We start from the raw sequence: 16472 nt of genomic DNA, 5'->3' as shown, positions 1-16472 counted from the left end.
GGTTGGGATCCGAATTCGCCGGAATGCTATGATTCCGGCATTCCCGCGCGCCCCGGCCCTCCGGTGGTCGCGCCTTTGCCCGAAAAATCGCGGCCCCGCGTCCAATCCCGGGGGCGCATGACCGAAATACAAGGAGGAATCATGGCGGAAGGACTGCTGGCCGGCAAGCGCGGCCTGGTGTTTGGCGTGGCCAACGACAAATCAATCGCCTGGGCCTGCGCCCAGGAGTGCGCCGCGCACGGCGCGGAACTGGTCTTCAATTACCTCGGCCCGCTGGAGAAGCGCGTGCGCGCCCTGGCGGAGACCATCCCCGGCGCCGATGTGCTCGAATGCGATGTCACAAAAGACGAGGAAATCGCGTCGTTTTTCGCGCAAATCAAGGAAAAGTGGGGCGCGATCGACTTCCTAATCCACTCCGTCGCTTTCGCCGAGCGCGACGACCTGAAGAACCCCTTTGTCCAGACGCCGCGAAAGAACTTCGCGCTGGCGCTGGACGTTTCGGCCTATTCCCTGGTCGCCCTCGCCCGCGAAGCCGCCCCGCTCATGCCCAACGGCGGCAGCATCGTCGGCATGACCTACTACGGCGCGGAAAAAGTGCTCCCGAACTACAACGTCATGGGCGTCGCCAAGGCCGCCCTGGAAGCAAGCTGCCGCTACCTCGCCCACGACCTGGGACCCCAGGGCATCCGGGTCAACGTGGTCAGCGCCGGCCCTATCCGCACGCTTTCCGCCAGCGCCATCGCCGGCATGCGCAAGATGCTCAAGGCCAATGCCGACACCGCACCGCTTCGCCGCAACACGACCCAGGAAGACGTCGCCAAGAGCACGGTGTACCTGCTCTCGGACATGGCCTCCGGCGTCACCGGCGAGACCCACCACGTCGACTGCGGCTACAACATCATGGGCTTGACGCTCAGCGGAGAAGAAGACGCCGAGTAGGCGGCAGAGGCCCTGGAACAAACTACCCCCACGCCCGGCAGCAAGCCGGGCGTGTGCCTTTTGTGGACGAAGTGGACAGGTTGCACGAGGTGGAAACCGTCCACTATGTACACTATGTACACTATGTACACTATGTACACTATGTCTACTATGTCTACTATGTCCACTTTGTCCACTCTGTCCACTTTGTCCACTCTGTCCACTCTGTCCACTCTGTCCACTCTGTCCACTGCGTCCACCACGTCCACTACAGCCTACAGCCTAAAGCCTAAAGCCTAAAGCCAACTGTCAACTGCCACGGAGCCTCGCCATGCCGTCCATCACCCTGCAAGACACCAGCCTAATCTACCGCAACCCCCGGCCCCACGTCCGCAGTGCCCACGCTTATTTCCCGTCCCTCGCCGCCCTGGACAACGGCGATCTCCTCTGCACGGGGGTGCTCGGCGAGGCCTTCGAGGCGCACAACTGCCGCACGCACGTCTTCCGCTCCACGGATCGCGGCGCAACGTGGACCCACGAAGGCCCCATCTACCCCGGGCCGCCGCACCCGCTGATGTCGGACTTCTCGCGTATCACCGCCCTGGGCGGCGGCAAGGTCGTGGCCATGATGGTGCGCCAGGATCGGCGCCACCTGCCCAATGATGGCTTGGCCAATCCGGAGACCATGGGTTTCGCGCCGGGCGAGGTGCTGCTGCTGCGCTCGGCGGACTACGGCAAGACCTGGAGCGCGCCCGTGCGCCAGACGCCGCCGCTGGAGGGGCCGGAATTTGAGCTGTGCGCGCCCATCAACGTCCTGCCAGATGGCCGCTGGGTGTGGAGCACCTCGACGTGGTTTGATTGGGCCGGGAATTGCCCCAACGGCCTGCGCCTCGTGGGCTGGGTCTCGGAAGACGAGGGCCAGACCTGGTCCAGCTACATGGACGTGATGCGCGAGGACGGCAACCGTACCTTCTTCTGGGAATCCAAGATCATCGCGCTGCCCGACGGTCGCCTCCTCGCCAATGCCTGGGTATACGACGACATCGCGAAGGCGGACCGACCCAACCAGTACGCCCTCAGCAGCGACGGCGGCGCCACCTGGACCCCGCCCCTATCCACCGGCCTCCAGGGCCAGACCATGACCCCCATCGCCCTCGACGACGGCCGCGTCCTCAGCGTCTACCGCCGCACCGACGAACCCGGCCTCTGGGCCAACCTCAGCCGCTTCGACGGCGACGAATGGGTCAACGAGACGGCAACGCCTATCTGGGGACAGCGCGCCGCCGGACTCACCGCAAACACGGGCAACATGGCCGACAACTTCGCCGTACTCCGCTTCGGCGCCCCCTGCCTGGTGAAGCTGGACGATCGCGTGGTCTACGGCGCGTTCTGGTGCTACGAAGACTGCGTGTCCGTGCTGCGGTGGTTTACGCTGAAGGTGGGGTAGGCATTAGAATGAACGCATGCAATCCCAATGGTGCTATAATTTGGAGTAAATCAGAGTTCATTTCGGCAACTTCGGGAGTTGATTGTGATCAGCGAAATCAGACTGGAGGACTTCAAGAGCTACGGCAGTGCCACCCTGTCCTTTTCGCCGTTGACGCTATTTATCGGCGCGAACGCTTCGGGTAAGAGCAATGCTCTCGAAGCGATTCGCCTTCTCTCGTCCCTCGCCAAGGGAAGCCGATTGGATGATATTGAGCGTGATATCAATGGGGCGGGTTCCGTGTTTCGCGGCAAAGCCGAAGGCATTTTTCGTCATGGAACCGCGAAAATGGCTTTGGAATGCATAATCTATGATCGGAACAACAATTGGACCCTTCTGTCACTGGGAATAGGCATTGTCAGCCAGCATTTGACGCTTGTATCGGAGCGATTGTACAACGTCGATGCGAATCTGCCGTTGTATGAGTTGAAGCAAACGGCAAATGACTACACGGATGAAGTGTCTGTTGCCTACAATAATTTCAAGACCGGCGGCAACAAACCACGCATTCCGTGCACGGACAAGCAGGCTATATTTTATCAGCTTCAAACGCCGGCCCGCTTTGGGTATTCGGACAAGAAATCGCGGGAATTGATCCCCGAAGTGACCAACGATTTGCGTGAGGCGCTTCAAAAGATTGTCTTTCTCGATCCAAACCCTGCCCGTATGCGGGGTTATGCCGAAATCTCGGCGAACGTGATGGAGGAGGATGCCAGGAATCTTTCCGCAGTTCTTTTCCAGATCTGCAACATCGACACGGCTCAGGAAAAAGAAGATCTACTGGGATTCGTCCGCTCCCTGCCCGAGCAGGACATTGCCCGCATCGACTTCATCAAGACTGAACGAAACGACGTTATGGTGAAGCTCGTGGAGACTTTCGGGGGTAAGGAACTCGCGCACGATGCGGCATCGCTCTCCGACGGGACACTCCGCGTGTTGGCGGTGGCGGCGACGTTGCTGACCGCGGAACGGGGCTCCTTGGTGGTCATCGAGGAACTCGATAACGGCGTGCATCCCAGCCGCGCGTCAATGTTGATCGATCAGATTCGAGGCGTGTCCCAGAAGAGGGGGCTGAAGGTGCTGTTGACGACGCACAATCCTGCTCTGCTCGATGCCCTTCCGGACGATGCGCTGGGAGACGTGCTTTTCTGTTATCGCGACCCGGAGACGGGATTCAGCAGCATCAAGAAGCTCCACGATCTCCAGCGATTTCCCGAGCTCGTGGCAAGGGGGCCGATCGGCCGGCTCATGACAGACCGGATCCTGGAGAGTTTTGTTAAAGATCCTACGACGGCGAAGGAGCGCAAGGAAAAAGCACTCGAATGGGTGGAGGCCCTGGGAGGGGGTTGATTGAGCATATGCCTGATAGACACCTCGATATTTGTGGAAATCCTGAAAGTTCCAGGAAAATGCTCGCGCCACGGGGAGATTGTCGCCGCACTCAAGGGGAAGATCGAGGCCAGCGAAAAACTATTCTTGCCCGTCGCGACGATAGTTGAAACGGGCAATCATATCGCACAGAGCAGCGACGGGCGACAGCGGAGAACGTGCGCGGAGCGTTTTGTGAAGCAGGTCGGCCTCGCAATTTCCGGCGAATCGCCCTTCAACCCCATCAGTTACGATTCGTATGCGGCCATGGGCGACTGGTTGGCGAATTTTCCCGACTTTGCGATGCAGGGCGTTGCTTTCGCCGATCTCTCGATCATCCAGGACTTTGAACGAATGTGCCGCCGTCATCCTCGCAGGCCTGTTTACATTTGGTCTTTAGACCAGCATCTGACGGGCTACCGGCATCCCAATACGTAGGTCCGCATGAAATTGGGCTGCGGGAAAGACATCTTCCGGACGCTTCCCAGTGGCTTCCAGATAGAGCGCATCGGGACATAAGTCGATCTCATCGGCCCACGCGAGTTCGCCCAAGGGGCCGATCTGGACCGCGCGGAATACCTCGGGATCGTTCCAGGCGGCGAAAACGCCCTTTCCCGCCAGGGGTGCGAGATCGACGGTGCCGCTATCGCCATTATCAAAGGCCAACAAGAGTTTGTATCCATCCTGCGGCATGACTTCTATCACTTTGTACATGTTGATTCTCGCCTCGTGTTGATAACGTTGCGTATAAAGCCCAATAAATAATAGCAGATGCGCGGCGTGACGGAAATGCCCAACTTCCTTTGAACGCCGGTCAAGCCTCGACGGCATGCGGAGTCCCTTGGAATGTTTCCGGTTGACAAGCCGCGCGCGATCCTGTAGCCTGTACTAAGAACTGCAAGGTATCGTGCTTTTTCCGAACCCATCGAGGTGCGCGCCCCATGAAAAATACGTTTGAAAGCGACATGACGGAGATGTTGATTCTCCACGCCATCAGCCCGGGCGATGCCACGGGCTACGACGTCTCACAGCAGGTGATCGAGCGGTCTCGCGGTCAATTCGAACTGCTGGAAGGCGCGCTGTACCCCGTGCTCCACCGCATGGAGCGGGAGGGACTGCTCGCGTCGTATTGGGTGCTGCACCGGCCGGGTTGCCGCCGGAAGTTCTACCGCATCACGCCCGAGGGCCAGATGCTGCTGGAGTCGCGGCGCGAACAATGGCGTGAATTCTCCGTGGGCGTCAACGGTGTCCTGGGCGCGCCGCTGGCCGGCGGACTCATGAGCGCCCACGGCGCTCTTTTGTCCACCCTGTCCACCCTGTCCACCCTGTCCACCCTGTCCACCCTGTCCACCCTGTCCACCCCGTCCACCCCGTCCACCCCGTCCACCCCGTCCACAGCGACAGGTACGCGGCTATGAACTGGAACAAGGACCCCGACAAAGCCTTCCCCGCGCGCCATCCGCGCGAGCCGGGCGGGCTGCGGCAGGACATTCTGGACGAGATCGCGGACCACCTCGCGTGCGCGGCGGAACGGGAGTTGGAGCGGGGCAACGACGATGAGGAATCGGTGCGACGCCGCGTCCTGGAACAATTCGGCGATCCCGATGCCATAGCGCGGAAGCTGTGGTGGGATCATATGAGGGAGATTATCATGCGCGAGTGGATACAAACGGGGGTCATGGTTGTGCTGGCGGTGGCGGGGATCGCGGGGGTGGCGTTCATGGGGCTCATGCTCCGGCAATTCGGCGCGACGAACGAGGCGGTGCTGGTGGCATTGTCGCAGCAGAACGCGGGCGAAGCGCGCTTGGCCACGCTGGAACTGGAGTTCCGGCGCGGCAGCGAGGACGGGCCGTTGGCGAGCGGGGTCGAGGTGACGTGTTACGGTCAGATGTTTGGCGACGAACGAGGCGGCCGGGTTGACCGCCGGGCAGACGATTCCGGGATCCTACGCTTTGGCCCCATGCAGCCCGGGGTGTACAAGGTCGAATGTAAAGACCCTCAGTCTGGCTTGACCCTGTATAGAGAAGCCACGATATTCGCGGGTGTGGCGCCAGTAAAAACGTTGATTGTCACCCCCGATGTTGTCCCCGAAGAAGTACAGATCGAATTCGAGTCGCCTGTGAGCCGCGACGCCGAGAAGCAAGTGCTCGGTGTGCGGCTTGAGTCCGAATGGCAACATGGCGACGATGTTTGGCAAGGCGCCCAGGAGTCCTTTTGGGGTCCAGATTCCGGTAAAGCTCTCCAGGAATACCTGGTGTCGCCCCGAAGCCATTCGGCATTGCCCCCGCGGAGAGAGGTGCCGTTGGTGGTCAGCGACTACGTGTCCCTGGCGAAGTATCCGGTGCGCATCTCCGGCGCGCCCGCCAATAGCCACACGGCCGTGCTCATTCGCAATACCGGCGGCCGCTGGAGCGCGGACGAACGCTACAAGATCTCGTTCGAGCTGCTCGGCAACGGCGCGGGGCGGCGTTACCGCGCTATGTTGGCCGCCGAGCTTAAGGACGAGTTGCAGGACTGGGCACTCCTCGACCAGATGACCGCGCAGGGGTTGAGTGTCACGAAGGAACTCGCTTCGGCGATCCGGCGAGCGTTTCCGGAGCGCCGAGTTACCTCGACCACGCCCGTGCCCGAATCGACGACGGGCCATATCGACCCGCGCGGATATTTTACATCGGACGTGGACCGGTCACAGGTTTTTGAGGAACTCTCTGCCAGTAACGATCAACTCCGCTACATTGAAATTCAAGGTGAACAGACAGCGATCAATTTCGTCTGGAGTCCCCTGTTTGCTCTTCCCGCGCCCGTACCTACCGTTGCGGACGGGGCCAAGCGTGTTGTGTTGGCATTTTACGTGAGCGGTGGGCGTCTGAGTGAGTTCAACAATCCACTGGAAGCGTGGCCTGTTCAGAACGATGTATTCGACATGATATGGCCGCGATTCGACGAACTGTCGAAAGTCTACGGCGAGGGGGGCGAGAACCTCTTACTCCAGGATGAGCCCATCGATGTACTTGGGCGTGAAATCTTACAGGAAGGAGGGAGGTGGCAGTTCATTGACATTACGGAATCACTGCGGAATACAAACGCCCTTCCAAAGGCGATACTGCTGAAGTGGAAGTACGCTGGCAAGGACTACAAAAACACTATTGGTGTCGTGTCCGCCGAAGCGAAGACGATCGAAAATGAACATCGGCGTCCCCTCTGGCTCGTGTTGGGGCCGAAGGAGGAGGCGGGCGCGGCGAACTGACTGCCCGGTCGGATGAAGGAGGACGTGAACCTCCGTGAATTCCGCGGTCAGTATTTTTTACCCACGGATTACACCGATGACACGGATTCTCCTTATTCGTGTCAATTCGTGTGCATTCGTGGTTCGAAACTCTTGGTTTCACGTATGCAGCAATAAGCGCACGTGGCCACGGGCACTCGAATTCCCCTGCTGGAGTCGCGGCGCGAACAATGGCGTGAATTCTCCGTGGGCGTCAACGGCGTCCTGGGCGCGCCGCAGGCCGGCGGGCCATCGGCCGACTCAACCTGGCTATTCGCTTTAGCGCCGGCGTCTTGACCGATTGCGCATGAAAGCGGATAATGGAAAGCAGTCAACTGGACTGGGCGAATGCTTGCCCTTCAACAGTGAAGGTCAATTGCGATGGAAGAGACGAATACCGTGCACATGTCGGAATCGGGACAAGTGCTCATACCTGCCGACGTGCGGGAAACGTTGCACTGGCAGGGGGCCATGGACCTGAGTATACGGCTAACGGGATCGGGCCTCCTTATCCAACCGCGGCAACACCCGGTGGGAGGACGCAGGCTTGAGGAGCTTCGCGGCTTACTCAAGCACCATGGCGAAGCGTTGTCGGATGAGCGGTTGTGCGCGCCCGTGGACTGCGTGGAAGAAGCATGATTGCTTTTGACACGTGCGTGCTGGTGCGCTTTCTTGCCGACGACGATCCGGCGCAGGCCGATATGGCCGAGTCCTTGATGCGGGACAATGTCGTCTTTCTTCCACGCACGGTTCTTCTTGAGACTGAATGGGTCTTGCGTTCGCGCTACGGCAAGCGCCGGGATGAACTACTGCCCTTCTTCCAATTGTTATCTCAACTCGACAATGTTGTGCTGGAGGATTCGGAGGGTTTCGAGCGGGCTATCGCGTGGTACGAGATGGGCGCGGATTTCGCAGACGCCATGCACCTGGCCGCCAGTGGAAATGCCGTGATGCACACCTTCGATCAGAACTTCTGCAAGGGGGCCATGCAATCTGGGGAAACGCCACGGGTGGCGTATTTGCGTTCTCAAGCGCATGCGGATTGAGATCGGATCCGGCCGGCCCAGCGGTAGTGGACGATTGCCCGGCACTTGAGCATTCAGACTGCAACATAGACGAGATTGTCCATGCCGATACGCGAAGCCCACCGCGACGAATTCGACGCCATCTGGCCCTTTTTCCACGAAATCGTCGCTGCGGGGGAGTCGTATCCCTACCCGCAAGACATGACCCGCGAAGAGGGATGCCAGAAGTGGTTTGGCGAGTCGCAGAAAGTCTTCGTCTTCGAGGAAAACAGCGAAATCCTTGGTACGTACGCGATTAAGCCGAACGCGCCGGGCCTGGGAGGCCACGTCTGCAACTGCGGCTACATGGTCGCGCCCGCGGCGCGCGGCAGGGGCGTCGCCTCCGCACTCTGCATGCACTCCCAGGAAACCGCCGTCCAGCTGGGGTTCAAGGCCATGCAGTACAACCTCGTCGTCTCCACCAACGATCAAGCGGTCCGCCTCTGGCAGAAACTAGGCCTGGAAATCGTCGGGCGCCTGCCGAAGGGATTTCACCACCCGCGCCACGGCTATGTCGACGCGCTGATCATGTACAAGTGGCTGGGTGACTGAGGCGGCCCCACGCAACCCGCGACAACCGATCCCCGATCTGGACAACCGCGCACAATTGCGGTATTCTTACTTTGCGAACTGTTGGCAAGTCTCATGCCGGCGGCGCGCGGTTTTCAGCGTTTACATTGCACACCGATCGCGCTCCCTTGAAACGGCGAGCCATAAACACCATGGAGTCGTATGCAGTCCAATCGGCCCAAACTCCCCTGGAATGACCGCGATGACGATGGCGGGATGGTGATCTCCTCCGACAACCGCTCCCTCCAGCGCGGACGCCGCCGCGCCAGGCGCACCGAAGTCTGCCGCCCCTGCATCGTCTGGCGTCCAGAGTCCCCGGAGGAACCGATCGAAGGGGTCGTCCTCGATCTGAATCCGCGCGGCATGCGCATTCGAATGCTCCAATCCTTCCCGGAAGGCGCGCTCCTCAAGGCGCAGCTGATGCGGGACGAAAACTTCCAGGTGCCGCTTTCGCAGCCATTGAACATCCGTGTGGTCCGCGTATCGAAAACGAAGGACGGCTTCGTCGATCACGGCGCCCGGCTGGAAGTGGCGCGCATCAAACGGGCGGAAACCGTGCGCCCCGTGCGCGTGGCGCGCCCGAATGTTGAGTTGTCCAAGGCAAATCGTATGTTTACCGCGCTCCTGCGGAACCAGAGAGGGACGGGGAAATAACGTGGCGGATCACAAAGTTTTGGTCGTCGATGATGAACCGGATGTCGTGGCGCTCATTGAACGCACACTCGCCGGCAATGGCTTTGACGTGGTCAAGGCCTACGATGGGGTCAGTGCGCTGGACCTGGTCGGCACGGAAAAACCCGACCTCGTCCTGTTGGACCTGATGATGCCGATCATGAGCGGCTATGAAGTGTGCCAGCAAATCAAGTCCAACCCCCAGACCGCCGAAATCCCGGTGGTGTGCCTCTCCTCGGCGCACACGCCGGACGCCCGGGCGCACAGCCTCAAGGCGGGCGCGGTGGAACTCATCACCAAGCCGTTCTTTCCCAACGAGCTGGTGGCCCAGATCCGGCGTCATCTGCCCGGCCAGCCCGCGGAAAGTGCGGGCGCGTAGTTGACCGGTTCGGTCCCGAACGCGTACCATACCGGGTTTGGCGCGCAAACGGGCCTCGCCATGTCGATAAGGGTGCGGTCGTGACCTGTGCAAACCGGATCACCGTCTTCCGCCTGTTGCTCGTCCCCGTGTTCTGTGGCCTCGTTTTCGTGTACGCCCCGGCTATGCCCTGGGCGCGCCACGCGGCGCTGGCGGTCTACGCCCTCGCCGCGCTGTCGGACGCACTGGATGGCTACGTCGCGCGGCGCTGGGAACGGCCGACCCCGCTGGGGAAGCGGCTGGACCCCCTGGCGGACAAACTACTGATTAATCTCGGCTTTGTCTTCCTGGCGGCGAACCCCCACCTGGATCCGGGCGTTCCAATGTGGTTTCCCGTGCCCCTGCTGCTGCGCGACAGCATCATCGTGCTTGGAGCCCTGCTCCTGAATGCCTTTGTGGCCCCCGTTATCATCAACGTAAGAGTAACAGGCAAATTGACGACCCTATTTCAGAATATCACCCTGGTGGCCGCCCTGCTCGGGCTTTCCCAGCTGCCGTGGCTCATCGGCGCGACCACACTCCTGGTCGTGGCCTCCTGCGCCGCCTATATTTACGACGGCATTCAACAAGTAAAGACCGCCGGAGGGCAAAACCTTGCCTAAAGCAAAAAAACTCCCCCTGGTGGCCATCTGCGGGCGTCCGAACGTCGGTAAATCCACCCTCTTCAACCGCCTGATCGGAAAATCCCGCGCCATCGTCCACGACGAGGAGGGCATCACGCGCGATCGCTTCTTTGGAAACGCGCGATGGGGCGACCACCAGTTCCGCATCGTGGACACCGGCGGGATCGTCGAGAATCCCGAGGACAACGTCACACTGCAAATGCAGGCGCAGGTGGACGCCGCCCTGAACGAGGCCCGCGTCATCATTTTCGTCGTGGACGGCCAGCAGCCCCTGACCCGTGTCGACCGCGAAGTCCGCGATCGGCTCTACAAGTACAGCAAGCCCGTCCTGCTGGCCGTGAACAAGCTCGACAACGACAACCTCGTGGAGCAGCACCAGTACGACTTCTTCGAGCTCGGCCTCGGCGATCCCTTTCCCATTTCGTCCGGGCACGGGCTGGGTATCGACGCGCTGCGCGAGGCGATTGTCTCGCACCTGCCCCCGCCCGCGGCCGAAGCGCGCGAGGACGGCGACGAGACCGCCGATAGCGACGGCGACGAGGACAGCGAGGCCGGTGAAACGCCGGAGACCGACCCGCGCATCAAAGTGGCCATTGTCGGCAAGCCGAACGTCGGCAAGTCCTCATTCGTCAACGCCATCCTCAACGAGCAGCGCAACATCGTCGATTCCGTCCCGGGTACCACGCGGGACGCCATCGACGTGGACTTCACCTGGAACGACCAGGAATACGTCCTGATCGACACCGCCGGCCTCCGCAAGAAGGCGGGCATCACCCGGAAAGTCGAACAGTTCAGCGTAAGCCGCTCCCTGCGCGCCGTCCGCCGCGCCGATGTGTGTCTCATCATGATCGACGCCACCGAAGGCATGTCGGAACAGGACAAGCGCATCATCGGCTACTGCCGTGAAAACGGCACGGCGATGATCCTCGTATGGACCAAGTGGGACCTCATAGAGGACAAGGCCCGCCGGTTCAAGGCCATCGGCGAGGAGCTGAACCTGAAGATGGCGCAGATCCACTACGTGCCCTACATCACCATCTCCAACGTCACGCGCCAGCGCCTTTTCTCGGTGTTCGAGCACATCGACCGGATCTACGCCGAATCGCGCAAGCGCATCCCGACCGCCGAGATGAACCGCTTCATCGATGAGCTCAAGGTCCTGCACAAGCCCCCGAGCCAGAAAGGCAAGCACGCCAAAATCCTCTACGGCACCCAGGCCAGCGTGAAACCGACCACCGTCGTGCTCTTTGTCAACCAGGCCCGCCTCTTCCACTTCAGCTACCTGCGCTTCGTCGAAAACCAGCTGCGCCAGCGCTTCGGCTTCGAAGGCGTGCCCATCCACCTCGAGCTGCGCGAAGGAAAGCCGCGCGCATGACCTTCTCCTACCTGGCGCTCCTCGCGCTCGCCGCGGGTTACCTGCTCGGCTCCGTTCCCACCGGCCTCTGGCTCGGCCTGCGCCTGCGCGGCGTGGACATCCGCGAAGCCGGCAGCCGAAACATCGGCGCAACGAACACCATGCGCGTGCTCGGCAAAAAGCTTGGCGCGGCCGCACTGGCGGCGGATATCGCCAAGGGCCTGACAGCGGTCCTCCTGATCGCGCGCCTCGACCCCGCACAGCCCCACCTGCCCCTCTTCTGCGGCGTGGCCGCCATCCTGGGCCATTCCTTCTCCATATTCCTCCGGTTTCGCGGCGGAAAGGGCGTCGCCACGAGCGCCGGCGTCTTCCTGGGCCTGGCGCCCGGGCCCATGGCCATCGCGATCGCCGTCTTCGCCGCCGTCGTCGCCGCCACGCGCATGGTCAGCGCCGCGTCGGTTTGCGCCGCCGCCGCGCTCGCGGTCTCCGTTTGGTTTTTTCCCCTCTCAACCGTTATACGGGTAGTGGTGGCCGTGGTGGCCATCCTGGTCATCCTCAAGCACCGCGCCAACATCCGGCGCATCCTGCGAGGCGAAGAAAACAAGATCTGAAGGGTTGAAATGACGGGTACAGTCGACGAACCGCGAAAGAGACACGCGCGCGCGCCGCACCCGCCGCTCTCCCGGCTGGATCGCCGCGCCGCCTTTGCCACAGGACTCGCCGCGCTCGCCGTATACGTCTTCACCCTCGCCCCCACCGTGACCGGCGAAGACAGCGGCGAGTTTATTGGCGCGGCGTACACCCTCGGCGTTCCCCACCCGCCCGGCTACCCCGTCTGGACGATGCTCGCCCACCTCTTCACGTGGATACCGCTGGAGAATCCGGCGTGGCGGGTCAACTTGTTCTCAGCCGTCTGCGGCGCAGCGACCGTCGCCCTCCTCGTCCTCATCGGCATCACCCTCACCGGGCGGCGAACGCCCGCCGTGTTGGCCGCGCTCCTCTTTGCCTTTTCACGCGTCTTCTGGGAGCAGGCGCTGATCGCGGAAGTCTACACGCTCAATACCCTGTTTCTCGCCACGATGCTCCTCATCGCCTTGCGCGGTGTCCGGGCGGGAAACTCCGGCGCCTGTTCTGCCCTCGCCCTCCTCGCCGGCGTCAGCACCGGCGTCCACAACACCATGTTCCTGCTGCTGCCATTCTGGGCGATCTTCGCCTGGCTCCAACTTCCCGCTCCGCTCCGCCGCGATGCCGCGTTCCACGCGAAAAACGGCGGCCTGTTCCTTCTCGGCCTCGTCGTCTGGGTCTACCTGCCCCTCGCCTCGCGCCTCGACCCCGCCGTCGATTGGGGCGACCCCGAGACCCTCGCGCGCTGGTGGGACGTCGTCCGCCGCGAGCAGTTCGCCTTCATGGTGGACCAGTACCCCCGCGGTATCGGACGCTTCTCCGCCCAGCTCTCGACCATGGGGAGCTTCTGGATCAAGGACTACCTCACCATCGGCGCGTTTCTGGGGGCAGCGGGCGCCGTGGCGCTCTGGCGGCGCGATCGTTTCCTGGCCGGGTTCCTCTCCCTCATGGCCGTGAGCACGGTCGTCGCCATCACGTGGATGCAGAATTTCGAGCAGAACCGCGAATGGCTCTGGGTCATGCGCGTCTTCATGTTGCCCGCCGAGTTCATCACCGCCATCGGCATCGCCTGCGCGCTGGCCTGGGGCGGCGGGCGGCGCATCCGCTCATTTCTGACCGGGCTCGCCATGGCCGGTATTCTCGGCGCCCTTCTCATCCACAGCGCCCAGAGCAAGCGCGCCTACTTCTACGCCGAAGACTACGGGCGCGCCGTCCTCGCGGGCCTCCCGGAAAACGCCATCTTCGTCGCGGGGCCCGACCACCAGGCCTTTCCAACGCTCTACCTGCAGGCCGTCGAGGGCGAGCGGCCCGACGTCACGCTCCTGCGAAAATACGGCTACCTCGACCTCCACGCCATCCCGGAACTCGCCGGCGCGATCCAGGACGCGTGGCTGCCCTACCCAAAAATGCGCTACGAGCCCGAGATTCTCGGGTGGCTCCTCAACCACACCAGCCGCCCCCTCGTGCTCGCGCGGGAAACCGCCATTGCCGGCGCCAGCGTTCGCTTCCATCCCCTCGGGCTCTTCGTGCAGGCGCTCCGCCCCGGAGAAGAGCCCGCGCAAGCCCCGGGACCGGACGATATCGCGTGGCGCACGCCGCTCCCCAATGCACCGGTCGACGAATACAGCCTGTCCCTCTTCCAATACGACGTGGCCGTCGCGCGCGCGCGCCACGCCTTCACGGAGGGGCAAAATGCCGAGGCCCTCGATCATGTGGCGAACGCCGCGAATTTCGGACACCGGGAGCCCGCCATCCTGAATAACATAGGTACACTCTGCGCCAGGTACGACGACTGGGACGCCGCCGCCGGATATTTCGAGGAAATTCTTGCGACGGACCCCGATCATGCCGCCGCCCGGCGCAACTTGGAACGGGTCACGCGACGCCGATCCGCGACACCGCCCTGAACGGCCCCGAGCGGCGAAACATGGCCGCACCGCGGGCGCGAAGGGTTGCAGGCGCGCGTCAAGCGCGGTTATGCTACGTTTACGGTAGATTTGCCTCCCCAACAACCGAAAGAACAGGAATTCATCCATGCTAAGTTCCCCCGCACGACGCATTCTCCCCGCCCTCGTTGCCTATCTTGTGCTTGCCTTCGGCGCGGCCGCCCAGGAAATGGCGACCGGTGAACCCGCGACCGGCATGCTCCCCCTCGTGAGCCGGTGGCTGCACGTTTTCGGCGCGATCTTCCTGCTCGGCGGCGCATTCTACCTGCGCGCCGCCGTCATGCCCGCCGCCGCGGAAGTGCTGGATGCCGATACACACGCCAAACTGCGCGCCGGCATCACCGCGCGCTGGCGCAAGTACGTCCACATCCTCATCGCCGCCCTGCTGATCACCGGCCTCTACAACTTCATGGCCGTAACCCGCTTCCAGCACGATGGCCAGTCGGCGTACCACATGCTCTTCGGCATCAAATTCCTGCTGGCGATCGCCATCTTCGGGCTCGCCTCCATGCTGGCCGGAAAGAAAGCCATTTCCCAGAAATTGCAGGAAAAGGCCGCCCTCTGGGTGGGCGTCACCATTGTCCTCGGCGCCGCCACCGTGATGATCGCCGGCTACATGAAAATGATGTAGGAAATTCTTGCTGTGACACGCCATCAACCTGCCCGGGCCGCCAACCCCCGGAGAATACGCACCGCGTTCGTACTGGCCGTCGCCGCCGTGGCCGTTCTTGCCACACAGGGCGCCCAGGCCGAGTTCACCATCGCCACCTTCGAGGCCGACGCCACCCCGCCCATCGGCGCCCCGCTCTGCGGCGGCGGCGTGGAGCCGGCGAAGGAGATCACCGACCCGCTGACCGCCCGTGGCATCGTGTTCATTCCGGACGGCGAAGCGCCCATCGTGCTCTGCGCGGTGGACTGGGTGGGTATTGGCAACGGCGGACACCGCGCCTGGCGGGAAGCCCTCGCCGAAGCCGCCGGAACGCCCGTCACGCGGGTTTCGGTCCACGTCTTGCACCAACACGATGCCCCCATGTGTGATTTCACCGTCGAAGAGATGATCGCGCCGCACGGGCTCGGCGGCGTCACCATGGACGTCGATTCGGCGCGCGAAACGATCGCCCGCACGGCCGCCGCCCTCAAGGAATCCCTGCCCAACCGACAGCCCGTGACCCATATCGGCGCCGGCGAGGCGGTTGTACAGCATGTCGCCTCCAATCGTCGCATTCTTGATGAAAATGGCAAGGTGCGGGTCATGCGCTTCACGGCCACCGGCGACCCGGAAGTGCGCGCGGAACCCGTGGGCACGGTTGACCCCTTCCTCAAATCCGTGACCTTCTGGAACGAAGACACCGCGCTCGCCGTGTTGACCTACTACGCGACCCACCCCCAGAGCCACTACGGCAAGGGCTACGTCACGGCGGATTTCCCCGGCATGGCGCGTGCCGCGCGCGAAAACGCTCTCCCGGGCGTGCCCCACATCCACTTCAACGGCGCCGGCGGCAACCTCGGCGCGGGCAAGTGGAACGACGGATCGCCGGAGAACCGCCCCGTGCTCGCCGCGCGGCTGGAGGAAGGCATGCGAAAGGCCTTCGAAACCTCCCGCAAGGAGCCCGCCGGTGATCACGCCCTGGAATGGGCCGTCGAGCGCGTCGTGATGCCCGCCCGCGACGAAGTCTCGCCCGAACACGAAGCGGCGCGCCTGGATTCCCCCGACACGCCCGCCGGCCAGCGCGTGCGCGCCGCGCGAGAGCTCGCCTGGATCAACCGCAACAATGCCGATACCCCCATCGAGCTCAGCCGCCTGCGCATCGGTGACCTCCAGCTGATTCACCTGCCCGGCGAACTCTTCGTGGAGTACCAGATCGCCGCACAGGACATGGCCCCGGAAAGCCTCGTGTGCGTGGCGGCCTACGGCGACTACGGCCCCGGCTACATCGGTACCTGCGTCGCCTACGAAGAAGGCGGCTACGAAACGCAGGTAAACACCGCGCGCTGCGGCCCCGCCGTCGAAGCCGTGCTCACCGACGCCATGCGCGCCCTGCTGCAATAAACTCCATCAACGCATTGCGCCCGCAACCGACGCCATCCATGGTCCGGTTGCGGGCGTTCTTTTCGATTACTTGTCCTTGCGGCTGAATGCGCCCGTCAGCAGCGCGAAAAACGT

At 62.6% G+C, this 16472-nt stretch carries 18 protein-coding genes; 16 read left to right on the top strand and 2 right to left on the bottom strand.

Features of this window, described 5'->3' with window-relative positions:
* Window positions 1-141: 141 nt before the first annotated feature.
* On the top strand, window positions 142-939 hold the full coding sequence (locus tag KF886_06930) for an enoyl-ACP reductase (protein ID MBX3177073.1): 798 nt from the start codon (window positions 142-144) through the stop codon (window positions 937-939).
* Here KF886_06930 and KF886_06925 read toward each other — a convergent pair.
* Window positions 891-1187, bottom strand: a complete 297-nt coding sequence (locus tag KF886_06925) for a hypothetical protein (protein ID MBX3177072.1) — start codon at window positions 1185-1187, stop codon at window positions 891-893. The two genes, KF886_06930 and KF886_06925, sit on opposite strands and share 49 nt — an antisense overlap.
* A gap of 62 nt (window positions 1188-1249) precedes the next feature.
* Between KF886_06925 and KF886_06920 the strand changes: the two genes are divergently transcribed.
* The 3 genes from KF886_06920 to KF886_06910 all read left to right on the top strand — a co-directional run bounded on the left by KF886_06920 (window position 1250) and on the right by KF886_06910 (window position 4210).
* Window positions 1250-2365: an exo-alpha-sialidase gene (locus KF886_06920; protein ID MBX3177071.1), complete on the top strand. Its 1116-nt coding sequence runs from the start codon at window positions 1250-1252 to the stop codon at window positions 2363-2365.
* A gap of 84 nt (window positions 2366-2449) precedes the next feature.
* On the top strand, window positions 2450-3754 hold the full coding sequence (locus KF886_06915) for an AAA family ATPase (protein ID MBX3177070.1): 1305 nt from the start codon (window positions 2450-2452) through the stop codon (window positions 3752-3754).
* Window positions 3755-4210, top strand: a complete 456-nt coding sequence (locus tag KF886_06910; protein ID MBX3177069.1) for a hypothetical protein — start codon at window positions 3755-3757, stop codon at window positions 4208-4210.
* Here KF886_06910 and KF886_06905 read toward each other — a convergent pair.
* Window positions 4169-4486 carry a DUF2442 domain-containing protein gene (locus tag KF886_06905; GenBank protein MBX3177068.1) on the bottom strand — a complete coding sequence of 106 codons (318 nt, stop codon included), beginning with the start codon at window positions 4484-4486 and terminating at the stop codon, window positions 4169-4171. The genes KF886_06910 and KF886_06905 overlap by 42 nt on opposite strands.
* 227 nt (window positions 4487-4713) lie before the next feature.
* Between KF886_06905 and KF886_06900 the strand changes: the two genes are divergently transcribed.
* The 12 genes from KF886_06900 (at window position 4714) to KF886_06845 (ending at window position 16358) form a co-directional block, all read left to right on the top strand.
* A complete protein-coding gene (locus KF886_06900; protein ID MBX3177067.1) occupies window positions 4714-5190 on the top strand; it encodes a helix-turn-helix transcriptional regulator in 477 nt (158 codons plus the stop codon).
* On the top strand, window positions 5187-7019 hold the full coding sequence (locus KF886_06895) for a hypothetical protein (GenBank protein ID MBX3177066.1): 1833 nt from the start codon (window positions 5187-5189) through the stop codon (window positions 7017-7019). The genes KF886_06900 and KF886_06895 overlap by 4 nt, the downstream gene beginning before the upstream one ends.
* A 653-nt stretch (window positions 7020-7672) precedes the next feature.
* A complete protein-coding gene (locus KF886_06890) occupies window positions 7673-8083 on the top strand; it encodes a type II toxin-antitoxin system VapC family toxin (GenBank protein ID MBX3177065.1) in 411 nt (136 codons plus the stop codon).
* 81 nt (window positions 8084-8164) lie between these two features.
* Window positions 8165-8653, top strand: coding sequence for a GNAT family N-acetyltransferase (locus tag KF886_06885; GenBank protein MBX3177064.1), 489 nt, complete (start codon window positions 8165-8167; stop codon window positions 8651-8653).
* Window positions 8654-8833: 180 nt separating this feature from the next.
* A complete protein-coding gene (locus KF886_06880) occupies window positions 8834-9325 on the top strand; it encodes a hypothetical protein (GenBank protein MBX3177063.1) in 492 nt (163 codons plus the stop codon).
* A gap of 1 nt (window position 9326) precedes the next feature.
* Complete coding sequence (locus KF886_06875; protein MBX3177062.1) at window positions 9327-9722, top strand: response regulator; 396 nt, start codon at window positions 9327-9329, stop codon at window positions 9720-9722.
* Window positions 9723-9802: 80 nt separating this feature from the next.
* The gene (locus KF886_06870; GenBank protein MBX3177061.1) at window positions 9803-10363 is read left to right on the top strand and encodes a CDP-alcohol phosphatidyltransferase family protein; all 561 of its coding nucleotides are present in this window, start codon (window positions 9803-9805) and stop codon (window positions 10361-10363) included.
* Window positions 10356-11759 (top strand): ribosome biogenesis GTPase Der, encoded by a 1404-nt coding sequence (der, locus tag KF886_06865; protein ID MBX3177060.1) that lies wholly within the window; start codon window positions 10356-10358, stop codon window positions 11757-11759. The genes KF886_06870 and der overlap by 8 nt, the downstream gene beginning before the upstream one ends.
* Window positions 11756-12349 carry a glycerol-3-phosphate 1-O-acyltransferase PlsY gene (gene plsY, locus KF886_06860; protein MBX3177059.1) on the top strand — a complete coding sequence of 198 codons (594 nt, stop codon included), beginning with the start codon at window positions 11756-11758 and terminating at the stop codon, window positions 12347-12349. Before der ends, plsY begins: the two co-directional genes overlap by 4 nt.
* A gap of 9 nt (window positions 12350-12358) precedes the next feature.
* Complete coding sequence (locus KF886_06855; protein ID MBX3177058.1) at window positions 12359-14269, top strand: DUF2723 domain-containing protein; 1911 nt, start codon at window positions 12359-12361, stop codon at window positions 14267-14269.
* A 127-nt stretch (window positions 14270-14396) separates the two neighbouring features.
* Window positions 14397-14939 (top strand): hypothetical protein, encoded by a 543-nt coding sequence (locus KF886_06850; protein MBX3177057.1) that lies wholly within the window; start codon window positions 14397-14399, stop codon window positions 14937-14939.
* Window positions 14940-14951: 12 nt separating this feature from the next.
* On the top strand, window positions 14952-16358 hold the full coding sequence (locus KF886_06845) for a hypothetical protein (protein MBX3177056.1): 1407 nt from the start codon (window positions 14952-14954) through the stop codon (window positions 16356-16358).
* Window positions 16359-16472: the final 114 nt, after the last annotated feature.

Source organism: Candidatus Hydrogenedentota bacterium (assembly GCA_019637335.1).
Lineage (GTDB): Bacteria > Hydrogenedentota > Hydrogenedentia > Hydrogenedentales > JAEUWI01 > JAEUWI01.
The sequence above is the reverse complement of the archived record's forward strand: the minus strand, read 5'-3'. Positions and strand labels throughout refer to the sequence as shown.